Origin of the sequence: Roseomonas fluvialis, from assembly GCF_022846615.1 — a bacterium.
Lineage (GTDB): Bacteria > Pseudomonadota > Alphaproteobacteria > Acetobacterales > Acetobacteraceae > Neoroseomonas > Neoroseomonas fluvialis.
In genome coordinates this window covers 660705-679624 of the sequence record NZ_AP025637.1, presented here as the reverse complement: position 1 = coordinate 679624, position 18920 = coordinate 660705, and the positions used below count along the sequence as shown (strand labels likewise).

The 18920-nt window shown below is 72.9% G+C and carries 20 protein-coding genes; 6 read left to right on the top strand and 14 right to left on the bottom strand.

From position 1 onward, the window contains the following. Nucleotides 1-125: 125 nt before the first annotated feature. Entirely contained in the window at nucleotides 126-1091 is a 966-nt protein-coding gene (locus MWM08_RS03345; protein ID WP_244458059.1) for a Bug family tripartite tricarboxylate transporter substrate binding protein, read from the bottom strand. Between the two features lie 81 nt (nucleotides 1092-1172). Then, nucleotides 1173-1880 carry an RluA family pseudouridine synthase gene (locus tag MWM08_RS03340; protein WP_244458058.1) on the bottom strand — a complete coding sequence of 236 codons (708 nt, stop codon included), beginning with the start codon at nucleotides 1878-1880 and terminating at the stop codon, nucleotides 1173-1175. Here MWM08_RS03340 and MWM08_RS03335 point away from each other — a divergent pair. Next, nucleotides 1879-2778 (top strand): PfkB family carbohydrate kinase, encoded by a 900-nt coding sequence (locus MWM08_RS03335; RefSeq protein ID WP_244458057.1) that lies wholly within the window; start codon nucleotides 1879-1881, stop codon nucleotides 2776-2778. The genes MWM08_RS03340 and MWM08_RS03335 overlap by 2 nt on opposite strands. 7 nt (nucleotides 2779-2785) lie before the next feature. Here the strand turns inward: MWM08_RS03335 and MWM08_RS03330 are convergent, their stop codons facing one another. Beyond that, nucleotides 2786-3442 (bottom strand): dienelactone hydrolase family protein, encoded by a 657-nt coding sequence (locus MWM08_RS03330; protein ID WP_423816063.1) that lies wholly within the window; start codon nucleotides 3440-3442, stop codon nucleotides 2786-2788. Nucleotides 3443-3482: 40 nt separating this feature from the next. On the opposite strand from MWM08_RS03330, the gene MWM08_RS03325 reads away from it, so the two are divergent. Both MWM08_RS03325 and MWM08_RS03320 read left to right on the top strand, forming a co-directional pair. Further along, nucleotides 3483-3659, top strand: coding sequence for a DUF4169 family protein (locus MWM08_RS03325; RefSeq protein ID WP_244458055.1), 177 nt, complete (start codon nucleotides 3483-3485; stop codon nucleotides 3657-3659). Continuing rightward, on the top strand, nucleotides 3656-4042 hold the full coding sequence (locus MWM08_RS03320) for a RidA family protein (RefSeq protein WP_244458054.1): 387 nt from the start codon (nucleotides 3656-3658) through the stop codon (nucleotides 4040-4042). The genes MWM08_RS03325 and MWM08_RS03320 overlap by 4 nt, the downstream gene beginning before the upstream one ends. Nucleotides 4043-4069: 27 nt before the next feature. Here the strand turns inward: MWM08_RS03320 and MWM08_RS03315 are convergent, their stop codons facing one another. After that, the gene (locus MWM08_RS03315) at nucleotides 4070-5404 is read right to left on the bottom strand and encodes an acetyl-CoA hydrolase/transferase family protein (protein ID WP_244458053.1); all 1335 of its coding nucleotides are present in this window, start codon (nucleotides 5402-5404) and stop codon (nucleotides 4070-4072) included. A gap of 149 nt (nucleotides 5405-5553) precedes the next feature. Here MWM08_RS03315 and MWM08_RS03310 point away from each other — a divergent pair, with 149 nt between their 5' ends. From MWM08_RS03310 to rfaE1, 3 genes are all read left to right on the top strand, one after another. After that, nucleotides 5554-5913: a YciI family protein gene (locus MWM08_RS03310; protein ID WP_244458052.1), complete on the top strand. Its 360-nt coding sequence runs from the start codon at nucleotides 5554-5556 to the stop codon at nucleotides 5911-5913. Continuing rightward, on the top strand, nucleotides 5910-7121 hold the full coding sequence (locus MWM08_RS03305; protein WP_244458051.1) for a DUF6596 domain-containing protein: 1212 nt from the start codon (nucleotides 5910-5912) through the stop codon (nucleotides 7119-7121). Before MWM08_RS03310 ends, MWM08_RS03305 begins: the two co-directional genes overlap by 4 nt. A gap of 175 nt (nucleotides 7122-7296) precedes the next feature. Continuing rightward, the gene (gene rfaE1 / locus MWM08_RS03300) at nucleotides 7297-8757 is read left to right on the top strand and encodes a D-glycero-beta-D-manno-heptose-7-phosphate kinase (protein ID WP_244458050.1); all 1461 of its coding nucleotides are present in this window, start codon (nucleotides 7297-7299) and stop codon (nucleotides 8755-8757) included. A gap of 24 nt (nucleotides 8758-8781) precedes the next feature. Here the strand turns inward: rfaE1 and MWM08_RS03295 are convergent, their stop codons facing one another. From MWM08_RS03295 to MWM08_RS03250, 10 genes are all read right to left on the bottom strand, one after another. Beyond that, complete coding sequence (locus MWM08_RS03295) at nucleotides 8782-9876, bottom strand: helix-turn-helix domain-containing protein (protein ID WP_244458049.1); 1095 nt, start codon at nucleotides 9874-9876, stop codon at nucleotides 8782-8784. 27 nt (nucleotides 9877-9903) lie between these two features. Then, nucleotides 9904-10116, bottom strand: a complete 213-nt coding sequence (locus MWM08_RS03290) for a hypothetical protein (protein WP_244458048.1) — start codon at nucleotides 10114-10116, stop codon at nucleotides 9904-9906. Nucleotides 10117-10543: 427 nt separating this feature from the next. Further along, nucleotides 10544-12145 (bottom strand): complex I subunit 5 family protein, encoded by a 1602-nt coding sequence (locus MWM08_RS03285; RefSeq protein ID WP_244458047.1) that lies wholly within the window; start codon nucleotides 12143-12145, stop codon nucleotides 10544-10546. Continuing rightward, nucleotides 12142-13626 carry a complex I subunit 5 family protein gene (locus MWM08_RS03280; RefSeq protein ID WP_244458046.1) on the bottom strand — a complete coding sequence of 495 codons (1485 nt, stop codon included), beginning with the start codon at nucleotides 13624-13626 and terminating at the stop codon, nucleotides 12142-12144. Before MWM08_RS03280 ends, MWM08_RS03285 begins: the two co-directional genes overlap by 4 nt. Further along, nucleotides 13623-13928, bottom strand: a complete 306-nt coding sequence (locus MWM08_RS03275; protein ID WP_244458045.1) for an NADH-quinone oxidoreductase subunit K — start codon at nucleotides 13926-13928, stop codon at nucleotides 13623-13625. The genes MWM08_RS03280 and MWM08_RS03275 overlap by 4 nt, the downstream gene beginning before the upstream one ends. Beyond that, the gene (locus tag MWM08_RS03270; protein WP_244458044.1) at nucleotides 13925-14851 is read right to left on the bottom strand and encodes a Na(+)/H(+) antiporter subunit B; all 927 of its coding nucleotides are present in this window, start codon (nucleotides 14849-14851) and stop codon (nucleotides 13925-13927) included. Before MWM08_RS03270 ends, MWM08_RS03275 begins: the two co-directional genes overlap by 4 nt. Further along, complete coding sequence (locus tag MWM08_RS03265) at nucleotides 14848-15129, bottom strand: monovalent cation/H(+) antiporter subunit G (RefSeq protein WP_244458043.1); 282 nt, start codon at nucleotides 15127-15129, stop codon at nucleotides 14848-14850. Before MWM08_RS03265 ends, MWM08_RS03270 begins: the two co-directional genes overlap by 4 nt. Next, nucleotides 15126-15392 carry an MrpF/PhaF family protein gene (locus MWM08_RS03260; protein WP_244458042.1) on the bottom strand — a complete coding sequence of 89 codons (267 nt, stop codon included), beginning with the start codon at nucleotides 15390-15392 and terminating at the stop codon, nucleotides 15126-15128. The genes MWM08_RS03265 and MWM08_RS03260 overlap by 4 nt, the downstream gene beginning before the upstream one ends. After that, nucleotides 15385-15846 (bottom strand): Na+/H+ antiporter subunit E, encoded by a 462-nt coding sequence (locus MWM08_RS03255; RefSeq protein ID WP_244458041.1) that lies wholly within the window; start codon nucleotides 15844-15846, stop codon nucleotides 15385-15387. The genes MWM08_RS03260 and MWM08_RS03255 overlap by 8 nt, the downstream gene beginning before the upstream one ends. 1 nt (nucleotide 15847) lies before the next feature. Then, complete coding sequence (locus MWM08_RS03250) at nucleotides 15848-18904, bottom strand: efflux RND transporter permease subunit (protein WP_244458040.1); 3057 nt, start codon at nucleotides 18902-18904, stop codon at nucleotides 15848-15850. Nucleotides 18905-18920 lie beyond the last annotated feature (16 nt).

The window sequence follows — 18920 nt, the reverse complement described above, 5'->3', positions numbered from 1 at the left end:
GCGGACGGAGGACGGGACGCCCCTCGCGCGCCGCTCGCATCGCGGGAATGGTTGCGCCGGTCGGCGGCGCAGGGTCAAGGAAATGCAGGCCGACCGATGATTGCGAATGAAGATTCCCGCGCGCGTCAGTTCGCGCTGGCACCCGCCCGCGCGATGATCGGGCGCCACTTCTCGGTCTCGGCGCGGATCGTGGCGGTGAGTTCCTCGGGCGTGCTGGGTGCGGGTTCCAGCCCGTGCTTCGCCAGGTTCGATGCCACGTCGGGGTCGCGCATCGCCTCGTTCAGCGCGGCGTTGACGCGGTCCACGATGGGCCGCGGCAGGGCGCGCGGGCCCATCATGGCGTACCAGTTCGCGACCTCGTAGCCGGGCAGGTTCGCGGCTTCCGCCACGGTGGGCAGGTCGGGCAGCAGGGCGGATCGGCGTGGCGAGGGCACCGCCAGCGCGCGCAGGCGCCCGGCCTCGATATGCGGCAGCACGGTCGCCGCCGTGGCGACCGAGAAATCCACCTTGCCCGAGAGGATGTCGGTGATGAGCTGCCCGCCGCCGCGATAGGGCACATGGATGGTCTCGATCCCCGCCATCGAATCGAGCAGCGCGCCGCCGAGATGCCCCGCCCCGCCAACACCCGAGGAGCCGTAGGAGAGTTCGCCCGGCTTCGCCTTCGCCGCGGCGATCAGCTCGGCCAGCGTGCGCCATGGCTTCTCGGGCGCGACCACCAGGAAGTTCGTCACCTCGACCGACCGGCCGATGGCGGTGAGGTCGGTCATGACGTCGAAGGGCAGCCGCACCATCAGCGGGTTCATCACCAGCGAGGCGATGGTGCCCATCATCAGCGCGGTGCCGTCGGCCGGCGCATTGACGGTGGCTTCGGAGGCCAGGTTGCCGCCGGCGCCGGGGCGGTTCTCGACCACGATGGGCTGGCCGAGCAGCGTCTGCAGCTTCGCCCCGATGGTGCGGGTGGTGATGTCGGTGCCCCCGCCCGGGGCGAAGCCGACCAGTACGCGGATCGGCCGCGTGGGCTGCCACTGCGCGAGAGCGGGCGTGGCCAGGGGCAAAAGGGCGGTGGCGCCCAGCAGGCGGCGGGTGATCATGGCGTCGTCCTCCGGCCCTCGGGCGGGGCTTGCACACCAGCATAGAGCGGAACCGGGGCGCGTGAAGCCGCGCCGCATGGTTCAGCCGCCCAGCCCGCAGGCCGACAGGGCGGCGCGCATGTGCGGCGGTACCGGTGCCGTGGTCGCGAGCGGCGGGTCGAGCGGCAGGCCGATCGCGCGCGCCAGCAGGTGCAGCCCGCCGGGTTCGTCAGCGCCGTAGAACGGGTCGCCCAGGATCGGAAAGCCCGCCGCGGCGCAATGCACGCGCAGCTGGTGCGTACGGCCGGTGCGCGGCGCGAGTTCCAGCCAGGTGATGCCCGCGCCGCGGCCGAGCACGCGCCAGCGTGTCAGCGCAGGCTGGCCGTCGGGCGCGACCTCCATGCGCCAGCCGCGCGCCGCGCTGCTCGTCTTGCGCAGGGCGAGGTCGATGGTGCCGCTATCCGCCGCCGGGCCGCCGCGCACGCCCGCCCAATACGTTTTCTCGGCACGCCCCTCCGCGAAGATGCGCCCGAGCGCCCCCAGCGCCGGCTTGGTGCGGCCCAGCACCAGGCAGCCGGCGGTGTCGGTGTCGAGGCGATGCGCCGGCTGGGGCAGGTGGCGCTTGCCCATGCGCAGGGGTTCGAGCCAGTCATCGAGCGAGGCGCCGCCGCGCGGGCCGCGATGCACCGGCAGGCCGGCCGGCTTGTCCAGCACCAGCACATCGTCGCGCAGCAGCAGGATCCGATCGGCGATCGATGCAGGGAGCGCTTGGCGCGGGGGCGGCCGGCGTGGGACGCTGCGCTGCATCATGGCCTCACCTCCCCTGGTTATCTGTCTCGGCAACGTGGTGGCGGACCACACCTTCCGTGTCGAGGACGTACCCGCCCCGCCGGCCAAGATCGCCGCGCGGTCCTACAGCATCGGCCCTGGCGGCATGGCCGCCAATGCCGCGATCGCCGCCGTGCGCCTGGGCGGGCGCGCCGCCTTCTGGGGCCGGGTGGGCGATGACATGAACGGCGAACCCCTGGCCGCCGCGCTGGAAGCCGAGGGCGTGGACGTGACCGGGCTGCGGCGTGTGCCGGGCGGGCGCACGCCGGTCGGGGCGGTGCTGGTGGACCCGCGCGGGGAACGCACCATCGTCTCCTTCCGCGGATCGGGGCTGGGCACCGATGCGGCCTGGCTGCCGCTGGAGCGCATCCGCCAGGCCGGAGCGCTGTGCTGCGACCCGCGCTGGCCCGAGGGTGTCGCCGCCGCCGCCGCCGCCGCGCGTGAAGCGGGCGTGCCCGTGGTGCTGGATGGCGAACGCAGCGAGACGCGCATCCTGGTGGACCTGGTGCCGCGGGTCGACCACGCGATCTTCTCGGTGCCGGGGCTGGCTAATTTCCTGCCCGGGCGCGGACCGGAGGAAGGGCTGCGCCAGGCGCTGGCCTCCGGCCCGGTGAAGGTGGCGGCGGTGACGCAGGGCGAAAAGGGCGTGCTGTGGATGGCGGCCGGCGACGACAAGCCGACCCGCACGCCGGCCTTCGACGTGCTGGCCACCAACACCACCGGCGCGGGGGATGTTTTCCACGGCGCCTATGCGCTGGCGGTGGCGGAGGGGATGGACACGCCCCGCGCCATGCGTTTCGCGGCGGCGGCGGGTGCGCTGCGCGCGCGCGACGGTGCGACACCGACGCGCGCGATGGTCGAGGAGATGATGGCGGGCTGAGGCCCGGTCAGAGGTGCTTGGCGAAGAAGTCCAGCGTGCGGCTCTGCGCCAGGGCGGCGTCCTTGGCGGAATAGGACCCACGTTCGTCGCAGGCGAAGCCGTGGCCGGCGCCGGCATAGACATGGATTTCGACGCCCGGTTGGGCGGCGCGCACGGCCTCGACATCGCTCATCGGGATCGAGGCGTCGGTCTCGCCGAAATGCAGTTGGACGGGGCAGCGGGCGACCTCGTCCTTCGCCGCGGCCACGCCACCGCCATACCAGCCGGAGGAGGCGCTGAAGGCGGAGGTGCGCGTCGCGCCATGCCAGGCGACGGTGCCGCCCCAGCAATAGCCCACGATGCCGCGCTTCACCCCGCGCGGCAGGGCGGCGGCGGCGGCGAGGATGTCGAGCACGGTCAGCCCGGCGTCGATCTTCCCGCGCAGCTCGCGCCCCTGCGCCACGTCGGCGGCCTCGTAGCCGAGCTCGATGCCCGGGCCCACGCGGTCGAACAGGGCCGGGGCGATGACGGCGTAGCCCTCGGCAGCGAAGGCGTCGGCCACGTTGCGGATGTGGTGGTTCACGCCGAAGATCTCCTGCACCACGACCAGGGCGCGGTCGGCGTTCTGCGGGCCGGTGCGATAGGCGGCCAGGCGGTGGCCGTCGGCGGCGGTCAGCGAGATCATGGGCATGGGCGTTTCTCCTCGGGGGGCGTATCGTCGCTGGATGGCCGAGATCGTCAACCTGAACAAGGCCCGCAAGGCACGCGCGCAGGCGGAGAAGGCCGAACAGGCCGCCGCGAACCGGGCGAAGCACGGGCGGACCAAGGCGGAGAAGCAGAACGACGCGCGCGCCGAGGACCGCCGGCGCGCCATGCTGGACGGCGCGAAGCGCGAGGAATGATCCACCACATCCTTGCCGGCTTTCCGCCCTCCGTCTCGCCGTCGTCTCATGCGGTCGAGGCGGATGGCTTCGTCTTCCTGACCGGGCAGTTCCCGCGCGACATCGACGCACCGGACGCGCCGCTGCCCGAGGGCATCGCGCTGCAGACCGCGCGGACCATGGGCAACCTGGCCCGCGCACTCGGCGCGCTGGGGCTGGGCTTGCAGCACCTGGTTTCGGTGCGGGTCTACCTGACGCAGTTCGAGCGCGACTACGCGGCGATGAACCAAGCCTATGCCGCGGCGCTGCCCGCCGGCGGGCGGCCGGTGCGCACCTGCATCGGCGTCACCGCGCTGGTGCGCGGCGCGCTGATCGAGATCGAGGCGGTGGCGAAGCGGCCCTGAGCGGCGGCGCGTCGCCCGGAACGCGTTCTAGAACAGGCTGCGCGGGATGATGCCGCGTTCGCGCGCCTCGCGTTCGAGTTCATCGCGGAAATCCGGGTGCGCCAGGCCGATCAGCGCCTTCGCCCGTTCCGGCACCGACTTCCCCTTCAGGTTCACGATCCCGTACTCGGTCACCACGTACATCATGTCCGACCGCGGCGTGGTCACGATGTTGCCCGGTGTCAGCGCGGGCATGATGCGGGACTTGCGCACGCCGCGCCGTTCATAGGTCGACGCCAGGCAGATGAACGATTTCCCGCCCCTGGACGCATAGGCGCCGCGCACGAATTGCAGCTGCCCGCCGGTGCCGGAGATGTGGCGATGACCGTCGGATTCCGACGCTGCCTGGCCCTGCAGGTCCACCTGCGTCGTGTTGTTGATGGCCACCACCCGGTCGTTGCGCGCGATGATGTCGGGCAGGTTGGTGTCCTCGACCGGGCGGCACATGAAGTCGTCGTTGTCGCGCAGCGTGTCGTAGGTGGCGCGGCAGCCCAGCGAGAAGCTGTAGGTCACCAGCCCGCGATCGGTCGCCTTGCGGGCGCCGCTGACACGCCCAGCGCGGTAGAGTTCCACCAGGCCGTCATTCAGCATCTCGGTATGGATGCCGAGGTCCTTCACGCCGCTGTGCAGCAGCAGCGTGGTCACCGCATTGGGCATGCCGCCGATGCCGACCTGCAGGCAGGCGCCGTCCTCCACCTCGTTCGCGATCAGGCGCGCCACGGCACGGTCGACGTCGCTCGCCTCGGTGTTGGGGAGTTCGGGCATGGGGGCGTCCTCGCCCTCGATCAGGTAGTCCACGTGGGATCGGTGGACGCGCACCTGCGGCCCGACCACCGGGGGCATCTGCGGCGCGATCTCGAGCACCAGGACCGTCGCGCGTTCGATCACGGCAGGGTGCCAGATGCAGATCGGGCCGAGGTTGAAGTAGCCATCGGCGTCCATCGGCGCGGCCTTCATCACGGCGATGTCCACGCGGTCGATGAAGCGGCGGTAGTAGTCCGGGATCTCGCCGAGGTTGCACGGGATGTAGCTGACGCGCCCGGCATCGTGCTGCTTGCGGTCGTAGCCGGAGAAATGCCAGTTGAAGACACGGAAGATGCTGCTGTCGGGGTCGGCTTCGATCACCGCGCGCGGGCGCATCGACAGGCAGTTGCGGATGTTGACGTCGTGCAGTTCGCCGACGCGGGCGGCCAGCGCGCGGTCGAAGACATCGGGCTGGTTGAAGCCGGTCGTGTAGTCCAGCCAATGGCCGGGCCGCACCAGCGCGGCCGCCTGTTCGGGCGAAATCAGGCGCGGCGTCTTGCCGCCGGTGGTGGTGTGCATCTGGCCTCCCATGCCCCGTTCCGGGGTCGCCACGCTGTCTCCCAGAAAAGCGGCCGGGCGGAAAGCCTGGCCATGGCTGTCGAAATCGCCCCGGCCCGCGCGTCATGATGGCGGCGGCGATCAGGCCGCCCCGAACGGAGACCACGACGATGCAAGCGATGCTGATGATCTGGAGCGAGGAAGCGGCCTGGAATGCCATGCCGCCCGCGGCGCAGGCCGAGGCGATGGGCGCCTATCGCGCCTATGCCGAAGCGCTGCGCGAGGCCGGCGCGATGGTGGGCGGGGAGCGCCTGCTGCCGTCGGCCAGCGCCGCCACCGTCACGCTGCGCGACGGCGCGCCGCAGGTGCTGGACGGCCCCTATGCTGAGACGCGCGAACAGCTCGGCGGCTATTTCCTGATCGAGGTGCCGGACATGGAGGCGGCGATCCGCTGGGCGGCGCGCTGCCCCGGCGCAGCGCATGGCCGCATCGAGGTCCGTCAGGTCTGGCAGATGCCGGTCGCTGCGTGAACGCGCAGGCGGCGGCGGAACGAGCAGCGCGCCAGTCCTACGGACGGCTCCTTGCCTGGCTTGCTGCGCGCGGGGGCGACCTCGCGGCGGCGGAAGACGCGCTGGCTGATGCCTTCGCCGCCGCGCTGGTGCATTGGCCGGCGGCGGGCGTGCCGGACAGGCCGGAGGCCTGGCTGCTGACCACGGCGCGACGACGGCTGCTGGACCAGCACCGCCGCCGCGCCACCGCCCGCGCCGCCGCGCCCGACCTGCTGCACCAGGCCAGCCTGCCGCCAGATCCGCCGGCGGCCTTCCCCGACCATCGCCTGGCGCTGCTGCTGGCCTGTGCCGACCCGGCGGTCGACCCCGCCCTGCGCGCGCCGTTGATGCTGCAGGCCGTGCTCGGGCTCGATGCCGCGCGGATCGGTTCGGCCTTCCTGGTGGCGCCGGCGGCGATGGGCCAGCGCCTGGTGCGCGCCAAGCGCCGGCTGCGGGAGGCCGGTGCGCGCTTCGCGCTGCCCGAACCCGAGCACGTCGCGGACCGCCTGCCGGACGTGCTCGCCGCGATCTACGCGGCCTACGCCGCCGGTGCGGCGGATGGCGGCGATGCCGGCGCCCTCGCGGAGGAGGCGGAATGGCTGGCGCGGCTGCTCGCGGGCCTGGCGCCGCTGCAGCCCGAGGCGCTGGGTCTGGCAGCGCTGCTGCTGCACCTGCAGGCGCGCCGCGCAGCCGGGCGCGATGCGGCGGGGGGATACGTGCCGCTCTCGGCGCAGGACCCCAGGCGCTGGGATGGCGCGCGCCAGCACGAGGCCGAGTCGCTGCTCGCGCGCGCCGCACGCCTGGGCGCGCCGGGGCGCTACCAGTGGGAGGCGGCGATCGCCTCGGCCCATGCGGCGCGCGCGCGGCTTGGCCACACGCCCTGGGGGGAGATCCTGCTGATCTACAACGCGCTGCTGGCCGCGACGGGGTCGCCGGTCGTGGCGGTGAACCGCGCGGTCGCGCTGGCCGAGGTGCAGGGCGCGGCCGCCGGGCTGGCCGCGTTGCGCAGGGCGGGCCGCGATGCGCGGCTGGCCGGCTACCAGCCCTATTGGGCGGCGCTGGCCGCTTTGGCGGACCGCGCGGGTGAGGCCGAGGCTGCGTTGCAGGCGCGCCGCCGCGCCGCAGGGCTCGCGACCGACCCGGCGGTGCGCGCCTTCCTGCTGCGGCCGGATGCCGGGGTGTCACGCTGAGACTGCCGCGGCGCGGGGCACCATGCGGTTCAACGATCCGCCGCGCGCGCCGGCCGAAGGGGCGCATCGGCGGCCAGGTCCGTCACGCCGCTGACACGGGCTTGCCTTGCGCCATGGCACTCCGCCGGGTTAGGGCTAGGTGATGGAAGGCCCCGCCTCCGACGACCACCGGCCGATGCCGGAAATCCCCCTGGCCGATCTCGTCGCCGCCGTGCGCGCCTTGAGGCGTGCCTCGGTGCTGGTGGTGGGCGATGCGATGCTGGACCGCTACGTCTATGGCGCGGTGCGGCGCATCAGCCCCGAAGCGCCGGTGCCGGTGCTGGCGGTCGAGCGCGAGGTCGCGATGCCCGGCGGTGCGGGCAACGTGGTCCGCAACCTGACGGCCGTGGGGGCCGCGGTCGCCTTCGTCTCGGTGGTCGGCGACGACCAGGCGGGCAGCGACCTCACGGGCCTGATCGGCGGCCAGCCGGGCGTGGAGCCCTGGCTGCTGGTGCAGGGCGGGCGGCACACCACGACGAAAACGCGCTTCATCGCGAGCGGCCAGCACCTGATGCGCGCCGACCAGGAGGTGGTGCAGCCGATCCATCCGCGCCTGGCGGACCGCATGGTCAAGATCGCCGGGGACGCGGTGGCCGCCACAGCCATCCTGGTGTTGTCGGACTACGGCAAGGGCGTGCTGGACGGCACCACGGCGAAGCGCCTGATCGACGCCGCCCACGCCGCCGGCCGGCGCGTGGTGGTGGACCCCAAGGGGCGCGACTACGCGCGCTATGCGGGGGCGGACATCGTCACGCCGAACCGCGGCGAACTGGCCGAAGCGACCGGCATGCCGGTCGACAGCGAGGAGGCGATCCTGGCCGCGATGCGCGCGCTGCAGGCCGCGCACGGCTTCGGGTCGGTTCTGGTCACGCGCAGCGAGGACGGCATGACCCTGCTGCAGGGCGACCGCGTGCATCATTTCCCGGCCGAGGCCGAGGAAGTGCACGATGTCTCCGGCGCCGGGGATACCGTGGTCGCCACGCTCGCCGCCGGACTCGCCTGCGGGCTCGAGCTGCCGGTCGCGGCGCGGCTGTCGAACATCGCGGCCGGCATCGTGGTGAGCAAGGTCGGCACAGCCGTGGCGCGCGAGGAGGAGTTGCTCGAGGCGCTGACGCCCGAACGCGGTGCGCTGCGCAAGGTGATGTCGCGCTCCGCCGCGCTGGAGCAGGTGGAACGCTGGCGCCGCCGCGGCTGGCGCGTGGGCTTCACCAATGGCTGCTTCGACCTGCTGCATCCGGGCCATGTGCATCTGCTGGAACAGGCCAGGTCCTGGTGCGACCGCCTGGTGGTGGGGCTGAACACCGATGCCTCGGTGAAGCGGCTGAAGGGCGCGGCGCGGCCGATCCAGGCCGAGGCGGCGCGCGCGGCGGTGCTGGCATCGCTGGCCACCGTCGATTGCGTGACGCTGTTCGACGAGGACACGCCGGTCGAACTGATCCGCACCCTGCGGCCCGAGGTGCTGGTGAAAGGCGCCGACTACACGGTGGAGCAGGTTGTGGGCGGCGACATCGTGCTCGACTACGGCGGCCAGGTGCGGCTCGCGCAGTTGCTGCCCGGCAATTCCACGACGGCAACGGTGGCGCGCATCCGCGGCTGAGCGGCGCGCCGGGCGGTTCGGGCCCTACAGCGCGCGCAGGATGTCGGTGAAGCGTGGCGGGCTGGCGGCGGTCGCCCCGCGCGGCAGGGTCGCACCGGGAAGGCCGGCCTGCGCGGCCACCCGCAGGTCCCGCGGCGTGATGCCGAATTCGCGGCGGAAGGCACGGCTGAACGACGACGGGTCGTAGAAGCCGAGGCTTTCGGCGATGCGGCCGATGTCGCGCCGTTCGGCCGGGTTGGCGATGGCGCGCCCGGCCTGGCGCAGGCGCTCGCCCTGGATGTAGCGCGCCACGCCGCCGAGGGGCGCGAAGATCCGATAGAGTTGCGAGCGCGACACCTCGCCCATCTGGCACAGCCGCCGCGGCCCGAGCGTCGGCGAGGCGAGGTTGCGCCGGATGATCGCTTTGAGCCGGGCGAGCCGCGTGTGTTCGATGTGCTCCGCCGCGGCGTAGAGCGGCCCCGCCGCGCCGGTGACGCAGGCGCGGATCATCGCGCGCGTCGCTTCCGCGGCATGCGGCAGGTCGGCCTCGCTCATGCGCGGCAGTTGCTCCGCGAGTTGCAGGACATGCTCCCCGAGCAGCCGGCCGAGCGCACCCTCGAGGGGCGCATGCAGCGCCGCATCGACGCGCGCGCCGAGTTCCGGGAACAGGTCGCGCGAAACGAAGAGCGCGATCCAGTCCATGTCCTCGCGGCGCCCCTCGATGGGTTCGTGCAGGGAGAACAGGTAGGGGCTGCCGGCGGGCGCGCTGCCGCCGCCGGAGCCGGTACGCAGCACCTGTTCGCCGCGGCGCGCGACGCTGATCACCCAATGGTCGATCGAATCCCGGCGGATCTGCTGCGCGGTGCGGCGCCAGGTCACGCCCGGCGTCGCGACGCGGCTCAGCGCCATGCCGCCGAGCGACCAGACCCGGTGAGAGGCGGCGAAGCCGCGACCCGTGGCGAGCGGCGCGATCATCTCGACCACCGAGGCGCATTGCGCGCGCCAGCCCTCGAACTGCCGTTCGGCCGGCAGGTCATGGGTCGAGAAGACTGCCGGCTCCAGTAGGCGTGGCGAGGCCGTCACCGCCGATCCGGCGCCGACGCCGGACCATGCAGGCCGGTCACGCTTGCTCCCGTCCATTCTTCATTCCCGCTGCCAGGGTTCCCGTTACCATGGGGACCGGCGCCACAGATACCAATTCGCGGTGCTGCCCGCCTGGATGATGAGGCCGATCGAGGTGGCCGGTATCCCGCCCACGCGCAGGCGCAGATGGGGCGCCAGGATCGGCGCGAGCCCTTCGGTGCGCTGCCGGTCGATGGGCAGGATGTCGATGTCGTTGTCGAGCACGCCATCCCCGGGACGGTCGTCGATCGGCGCCATGCGGTGCCCGCGCGGCCAGGCGCACCCGGCGCGGCGCGGCCGTCAGCGGGGCCTTGGGCAGGGCGGCGGCCTGCCGCTGCGCGCGCTGCGCCACGAGCAGCTTCACGTGGCGCGTCGTCAGCGGCACGTCGCGCAGCAGCTTGCTGAGCCGGTCGGGGTGTGGCTGCCCGCCCGGGTCGGCCGGCGTGGCGACCCGCTGGCCTGCCGCCTCGCTCGCGACAGGACGGAAGCGAGCGGTGAGCCACGGCACCGCCGCCATCGAGGAAATTGCGCCGGGCGCACCCGCATCGCCTTGCGGGAGCGCCGCCACCGCCGGGGCATGATCGGACCGAATACCGCCAAGGATCCTGCCCCGCCTGGCCCGCCACAGCCCCGGCCGAGCCGGACGTTCGTTCGGTCCCGCACCAACCGCCTGCAATCGCGCCCGTCAACGCGCCGCCAGCGCCACCCCCAGCAGCAGCGTCAGCAGCAGCAATGCGAGCCCCGCCACCGGCCAGGCGCGCAGCACGGCTTCGGCGCGCGCCAGCGTATCGCCGGTGCGCGCCGCCACGCCCCGCAGGTGCCGCGCGAGCACGATGATGTCCCCCTGCGGGGGTTCCGGCAGCAGCCCCCCCCAGCGTGCCAGCACCAGCACCAGCGCTGCACCCGCCAGCACCGGGACCAGCGCCTTCAGCAGAGCGCCGGGGGCCAGCACCTCGGCCAGCGCGCCGGGAAACAGCATCCAGGGCAGCAGCACGGATGCCGCCGCCAGCGCCAGCCAGGGCAGCAGCACGGGGCGGGGCGACCGTGCCACGGCATCGGGCGCAAAGGACAGGCGCCGGACGAAATGCAGCATCAGCAGCGTCGATCCGGCCGCCGAGACCGCCGCCAGCAGCCCCACCACCCCGCTGCCCAGTTCGGCCTTCACCGCTTCCTTTGCCAGCCATCCGCCTGTCAGCGGCAGGCCGCCGAAGCCCAGCGCCAGCACCACGGCGGGCACGAGCACCAGCACGCGCGCCGCGCCGCCGCTCGCCGCGGCCACGCCCACCGCGAGGAACAGCGCGCCCTTCGCCAGCACGTGGTGCAGCGCGTAGAAGGCCACCGCCACCGGCGTGGCCGCCAGGCCACCGATGAGCCCCATGCCGAAGGCCGCCGCCACCACGCCCATCTGCGACACGGAGGAATACGCCAGCACCGCCTTCGGATTGCGCTGCGCCACACCGAGCGCGACACCCCAGAAGGCGGTGACGAAGCCGATGACGACCAGCGCCTCCCCCCAGCCCGCCGGCGTCGCGCCGACCGGCAGGAATCGCAGCAGGCCGATCACGCCCGCCTTGATGATGGCGCCGCTCAGCACCGCGGAGGCTGGCATGGGTGCCGCCGGATGCGCGATGGGCAGCCAGACATGCAGCGGCACCAGCCCCGCCTTGAGGCCGAAGCCCGCGACCAGCAACGCGATGGTCACGTCGCGCAGCGGCGATGCGCCGATGGCGGGCAGCACATCGGCGATGGCAAGGCTCTCGCCGGGCGACGAGGCCGCCAGGAGCGCGAAGGCGGCGAGCAGCGCGGCCTCCCCCAGCACCGCGAGCAGCACATACAGCGCGCCGGCGCGCACGGCCTGCGCGCTGCGGTCGTGCATCACCAGGCCCCAGGCCGGCAGGCTGGCCAGTGCGAAGGCCAGGTAGAATCCAATCAGGTCCGCCGCGACGAAAACGCCAAGGCTGCCCGCCAGCGTCGCCAGCCACCAGGCCGCGAAGCGCGTGAAGCCCGGCCCCGCGAGGTACGCCCGCGCATAGACCCCCGCCGCGCACCACAGCAGCGATGCCGCACCGAGCAGCAAGGCCCCCGGCGCATCGAGCGCGACGCCGAGCCGCAGCCGCGCATCCAGCACCAGCATGGCATCCGGCGTGGCCAGCGCGGCACAGGCGAGGCCCGGCAGCGGCGCCGCCCAGATCAGCCCCGCCGCGCGGTCGCGCCACCCCGGCACCGCCATGGCCGCCAGCAGCAGCAGCGGCACCAGCGGTGCGGCCAGCAGCAGCAGCGCGGTCATGGCGCGAGGTCCAGCCGGCCGACCTGCACCAACCCGAAAGCGGCCAGCGGCAGCAGCCCCAGCACCACCGAGACCACCGCCAGCGCCAGCACGATCTTCTCGCGCTTGTCGGGCCGGCGCAGCGCCGGCTGCGTGCCATCGCCGGTCAGCGCGCCGGCCATCACGCGATAGACATAGCCGCCGGTCAGCAGCCCGCCACCCAGGATGACCAGCGCCCACCACCATTGCCCGGCCTCGATGGCGGAGGTCAGCAGCAGCCACTTCGCCGCGAAGCCGCCCGAGGGCGGCACGCCCATCAGCGACAGCCCCGCTAGGCCGAAGGCCAGCACCGGCACGGGCAGCAGCCGTGCGGCGCCAGCCAGCCCAGCGATGCGGTCCTGCCCGATGCGCACCGCGATCAGCCCGGCCGCGAGGAACATCGCCGCCTTGGCGAAGGCGTGGCTGACCGCCTGCAGCACGCCGCCGGTCCAGGCCTTTGCGGCGTAGGCCTCGTGGCCCGGGGCGGCGACCAGCAGCGGGAACATCAGGAACAGGTAGCCGATCTGCGCGACGGTGGAATACGCCACCAGCAGCTTCAGCCGTTCCTGCCGCAGTGCCGCTACCGAGCCCAGCAGGATGGCCGCCGCGCCGAGCGCGCCCAGCACCTGCGCCGCCGCCGGTGCCGCCAGCCCCGGCATGACGCCGAACCACAGCCGCACCAGGATGACGAAGGACCCCTTCACCACCAGCGCCGACAGGATCGCGCTGGCCGCCGGCGGCGCGCCGGCATGGGCGGGCGGCAGCCACAGATGCAGCGGCAACAGCGCGGTCTTGGCCAGCAGCCCCGCCGTCATCAACGCGACGGCGACATAGGTGGGCAGTTCCGCGCGCGCGAGGTCGGACAGCAGCACCACGTCGAGCGTGCCATAGGCGCCATAGATGAAGCCGATGCCGAGCAGGTACAGCACCGACCCCAGCAGCGCGAACATCAGGTAGCGCAGCGCGGCTTCGAGCGTCGCGCGCGTGCCGGACAGGCACACCAAGGGCATGGCGGCGAAGGTCAGCAGTTCCAGCGCGACGTACAGCGTGAACAGGTCGGTTGCGACCACGGCCAGGTTGATCGCGCCCCACAGCGCCAGCAGCAGGGGCCAGAAGGCGAAGGCGGTTCGGGCTTCGGGCGCGCCGGCCGCGGTGCCGAAATCGGCGCGCGCGAACAGCGCGACGGCAGTAACCACGAGCGCCGCCGTCACCAGCATCGCCGCCGCCAGACCATCCGCACGAAACGCCAGGCCGAGCGGCGGCGCCCAATGGCCGAGCAGGTGGACGAGCGGCGCGCCCGACGCCTGCACCGCCGCCGCCGTGCCGATGGCCAGCGCGATGCCGACCGGCAGCAGCGCCAGCGTGATGCGCTCCGCCCCCCGCGCACCCGCCGGCAGCGCCAGCACCATGCCGAGCACTGGCAGCATCACCGCCAGCATGGGCAGCGCGCCCCAGGCGGTCATGGCGCGTCCGTCGTGCCGTCTCGCGCCTGGTCCGCGGCGGCGATGCGCACCACCAACGCCACCGCCAGCGTGGTCGCGGCGAAGGCCACGACGATGCCGGTCAGGATGATGGCCTGCGGCACCGGGTCGGCCGCGAAGCCCGCGCCGGCGCCGCGCCGCGCCACCGTGCCGAAGACCAGGAAGATGCCCCCGCCCATCAGGTTGAAGGCGAGGATGCGCAGGAGCGGATCGGTCCGCACCAGCAGCCCGAACAGGCCGATGCCGACCAATGCCGCGCCGAGCAGGCCATACAGCGTGGTCATGCGCGGCGCTCCGGCGGGCCCAGCACCAGCAGCGCGAGCGCCGCCGCGATGGAGGCGGTCAGCGCGACCTCCACCACCATGATGATGGGCAGCGCGAGGCCGGGCGGATAGGCGAGGAAGGCGCCCTGCGTCAGCCAGCCCAGCAGGCCGACGGTGATGAACAGCGTCGGCCCCGCGGCGACGGCGATGCGCAGCGAGCGCGAGCGCACCGATGGCGGCGATGCGCGCCCCGCCATCCAGGCCAGCATCCACATCGCCGCCAGGATCGCCGCCGCCTGGAATTTCCCGCCCGGCGCGTCCTTGCCGATCCAGAGCACATGCACCGCGACCAGGATGCCGAGCGGCGGCAGCAGCCGCGCCAGAAGCGCGAGCGGCCCGTCGCCCACCACCGGCTGCGCCGGCCCTGGCACGCCGCCCCAACCGCCCTCGGGCGCGAGCGACCAGGCGGCGATCACGGCCACCACCAGCACCGCGGATTCCAGCAGCGTGTCGAGCCCGCGGAAGGACATCAGCACCGCCGCGACCGGGTTGCCGAGGCCGGTCGTGCCCAGGTTCGCGGCGACAGAAGGCGCCAGGGTCGGCGCCGGATCCGGCAACAGCAGCATGGCGGCGGCGAGCGCCACGGCGACGCCGCCGCAGCCCAGCGCGATCGCCGCGGTCATCGCGCGGCCGGGCGGGCGGTCCGTCGTGACGGGGTGCCGCGCGACGCGTGACGCCGCGCCAAGCAGCAGCGCGCCCGATAGGCCGGCGCCGATCGCCGCCTCGGTCAGCGCCACATCCATCGCCCCGAGCCTCACCCACGCGAAGGCCAGCAGCAACCCGTAGGCGATGAACAGCGCCACCGCGGTGAAGCCGCCGCGCGCCGCGACGGTGGCGAGCGCCACGGCCAGGATGGCGGCGGCGATCAGCGCATCGGCGATCATTGCCGCCGCGCCAGGCGTGCGAGCAGCGGCCCGGCCGCCGCGCTGGACACCAGCACCAGCAGCCACACTGCAATGAGCCGCGCCGGGCCGCCCACCGCCTCCGCCCGCGGCAGCAGCCCGAGCACAATGAGGCCGAGGCCGAGATGGTCCGCCTTGGTCAGCGCATGCAGGCGGGACGACGCATCGGGGAAGCGCAGCAGCCCTGCGGTGCCGGCGGCGAAGAACACCAGCCCGAGCAGAATCGCGACCAGCGAGAAAGCATCCAACGCCAGGGTCATCGCGCGTCGTCCCCGCCCGGCGCGGCGCGCGCCATGGCGATGGTGGCGAAGGCCGCCAGCAGCGCGAGCACCAGCGCCGCATCGACGAAGGCCGGCGTGGCGGTGGCGACACCCGCGAGCAGCAGCGCGGCGATGCCGCCGGTGCCGAGCAGCTGCGCCGCCATGATGCGGTCCACCAGGCCCGGCCCCCGCAGCACGCGCGCCAGACCCGCGACCACGCTGGCCAGCACCAGCCCGGCGGCGACCAGGAGCAGGTCAGGCATCGGCGCCGATGGCGCGGGCGAAGCGCGTTTCCTCGGCCGTCATGGCGGAGGCGATGGAAGGGTCGATGCTGAGCGCGTGGATGATCACGCTCTCACCCGCTTCGCCAGCCGGCAGCGTGCCCGGCAGCAGGCTGGCATAGGCGAGGAAGGCATCGCGCGCCGGGCCGGGCGGCAGGCGCGGGGTCCAGGCGACCTCACCCGGGGTCGGGGCCCGGCGGGGATCGAGCGCGAGGCGCGCGACGTCGATGCCCGCGCGCAGCGCCTGCCAGGGGAAGCGCAGCAGCAGCACGGCAAGGGCCGCAGGCCGTGGCCGGTGCAGCCCCGGCGGCGCCAGCACCAGGGAGCACCATGTCGCCGCCGCTGCGGTCAGTATGCCCAGAGCGAGGTCCACGCCGCCGGTGATCGCCGCCCAGGCCAGCAGCAGCAGCGCGAAGCGGATCGCGCCCGCCGCCATGTCAGGGCGCCGGCTCGGACTTCGGCGTGCGTCCGCCGAAGACCGTGACATACAGCGTGGGCAGGAAGACCAGCGTCAGCAGCGTGGCCACCATCAGGCCACCCATGATGGCGAAGGCCATCGGTCCCCAGAACACCGTGGGCGCGATCGGGATCAGCCCCAGCACAGTGGAGACCGCGGTCAGCAGCATCGGCCGCAGGCGCGAGGATGCCGCCGCGATGACCGCACTCCGGACATCGTGCCCGGCCTGCCGGTCGCTCTCGATCTGCATGATCAGGATGATGGCGTTCTTCGCGATCATGCCGAGCAGCGACAGGATGCCGAGGATGGCGACGAAGCCGAGCGGCCGGTTGAACACCAACAGCGCCAGCACCACGCCGATGATGCCGAGCGGCAGCAGCGCCAGCACCAGGCCGAAGCGGCGGAACGACCCGAGCTGGAACATCAGCAACGTGAACATTAGCAGCAGCATCACCGGTACCACCGCCAGCACGCTGGCCTGGCTGGTGGCGCTTTCCTCCGCGATGCCGCCGAGGTCGACGCGGTAGGGGGCTTCGAGCCTTGCGTTCAGCGCGACGATCTGCGGTGCCAGCTGCGCGGTGACGCTGTCGGGCAATACGCCCGGGTTCACGTCGGCGCGCACGGTCAGCGTCGGCACGCGGTCGCGCCGCCAGATCAGCGGGAATTCCTGCCCGTAGTCGAAGGTGGCGAACTGCGTGATCGGCACCGTGCGCCCGCCCGGCAGCGGCACCTGGATGGCGCGCAGCGCATCGAGCGACAGGCGGTCCTCCGCCGTCGCGCGCGCCACCACGGGGATCAGGTAGATGTCGTCGCGCAGCTGCGTGACCGTGGTGCCGGTGACCGCCGCGTTGATCGCCGCCGCCACCTGCGCCGAGGACAGGCCGAGAAGGCGCGCCTGGTCCTGGTCCACCCGCACGCGCATCTGGCGCGCCGGTTCCATCCAGTCGAAATGGACATGGCGCGCGCCCCGGGCGGCGGCCATCAGCGCCGCGACTTCCTGCGCGATGTCGCGCACGCGCTCGACGTCGGGGCCGTTCACCCGGTACTGCAGCGGCCAGCCGACCGGCGGGCCGAGCTCGAGCGGATAGACGCGCGACACCGCGGCGGGGAACTGCTCGGCGAGCAGCGTCTCAAGCCGGCGGTGCAGGCGTTCGCGCCCGGGCAGGTCCTTCGCCACCACCACCGCCTGCGAGAAGAACGGCAGCGCGAGTTGCACGTTAAGCGGCAGGTAGAAGCGGATCGCGCCGCGCCCGACATAGGTGGACCAGCGCGCCACGTCGGGGTCGGCCGCGAGCGCGGCATCGAGGCGCTGCGCCACCTGTTCGCTGGCGAAGATCGAGGCGTTCTGCGGCAGCGTCACCTCGACCAGCAATTCGGTGCGGTCCGACGACGGGAAGAACTGCCGCGGCACGAAGGGCATGGCGAGCACGGCCACGACGAACATCGCGGCGGTGAAGCCGATGGTCGCCCATTTCCAGCGCATCGCGAGGCCGAGAAAGGCGGTGTAGCCGCGCAGGATGGCGCCCTGCTTCACGGGTTCCGCCGAGGCCTTCGGCGCCTTCAGGATCGCCATGCCGAGCAGCGGGGCGAAGATGACGGCGACGAACCACGAGACGATCAGCGCGATGCCCACCACCGCGAAGATCGAGAAGGTGTATTCGCCCGCCGAGGATTTCGCGAAGCCGATCGGCACGAAGCCGGCGATGGTGACCAGCGTGCCGATCAGCATGGAAGAGGCGAGCGTGGAATAGGCGAAGGTCGCCGCCTTGGCCTTGGTGTCGCCGGCCGCCAGGCGCCGGATCATGGCGTCGATGGTGGTCATGGCGTCGTCGACCAGCAGCGTCAGCGCGATGATCAGCGCGCCCAGCGAGATGCGCTGCAGGTCGATCCCCGCCAGCAGCATCAGCGGGAAGACGATGGCGAGCGTCAGCGGGATGGACATCGCCACGATCGCGCCGGCCCGCAGGCCGAGCGCGATGAAGGACACCACCATGATGATCAGGATCGCCTGCCAGAGGCTCTCCATGAAGTCGCCGATCGCCTCGTCGACCGTCTGGGCCTGGTCGGCGACCAGGATGGGTTCGATGCCGACCGGCAGGGCGGCGCGGATGCGCGCCATCTCGGCCTGGATGTTGCGCCCCAGCGCGAGGATGTCGCCCGATTCACGCATCGCGATCGCAACGCCGATGGCCGGCTGCCCGTTCACACGGAACATGGGCTGCGGCGGGTCGGCAGTGCCGCGGCGTACCTCCGCGAGGTCGCCCAGACGGAAGATCCGGTCGCCGATGACGAAGTTCACGGCGAGGATGTCGGCCTCGGTCTCGAAGGCGCCGGAGACGCGCACCACGATGCGTTCGTCCCCGGTCTCGATCACACCGGCGGGGCGCACCAGGTTCTGCGCCTGCAGCGCCGCGACCAGCGCGCCGTAGTTCAGGCCGAGCCCCGCGAGACGTTCGGTCGAGAATTCGATGAAGATGCGTTCGTCCTGTGCGCCCAGGATCTCGACCTTCGAGACATCGGGCACGCGCAGCAGGCGTGAGCGCGCGTCCTCGACGAAGTCGCGCAGTTCACGCTGGCTGAAGCCATCCGCGGTGAAGCCGTAGATGATGCCGAAGGTGTCGCCGAAATCGTCATTGAAGAAGGGGCCGAGCACGCCCTGGGGCAGGGTATGGCGCATGTCGGCCACGCGCCGGCGCACCTGGTACCACATGTCGGCCACCACGGCGGGCGGCGTGCTGCCCTTCAGGTCGACGAAGATCGTGGTCTGGCCGGCGACGGTGTAGGAGCGCACGCGGTCGAGGTTCGGCGTCTCCTGCAGCGTGCGTTCCAGCCGTTCCGTCACCTGGAGGATCGTCTCCTCGATCGTCGCACCGGGCCAGGCGGCGGCGACGATCATGGTGCGGAAGGTGAAGGCCGGGTCCTCGTTGCGGCCGAGCTTCACGAAGGCGAAGGCGCCCGCGACCAGGGCCACGATCATGAAGTAGATGACGATCGACCGGTTGGTGATCGACCACTGGGAAAGATTGGGGCCGATCATCGTGCGGCACCCCGGC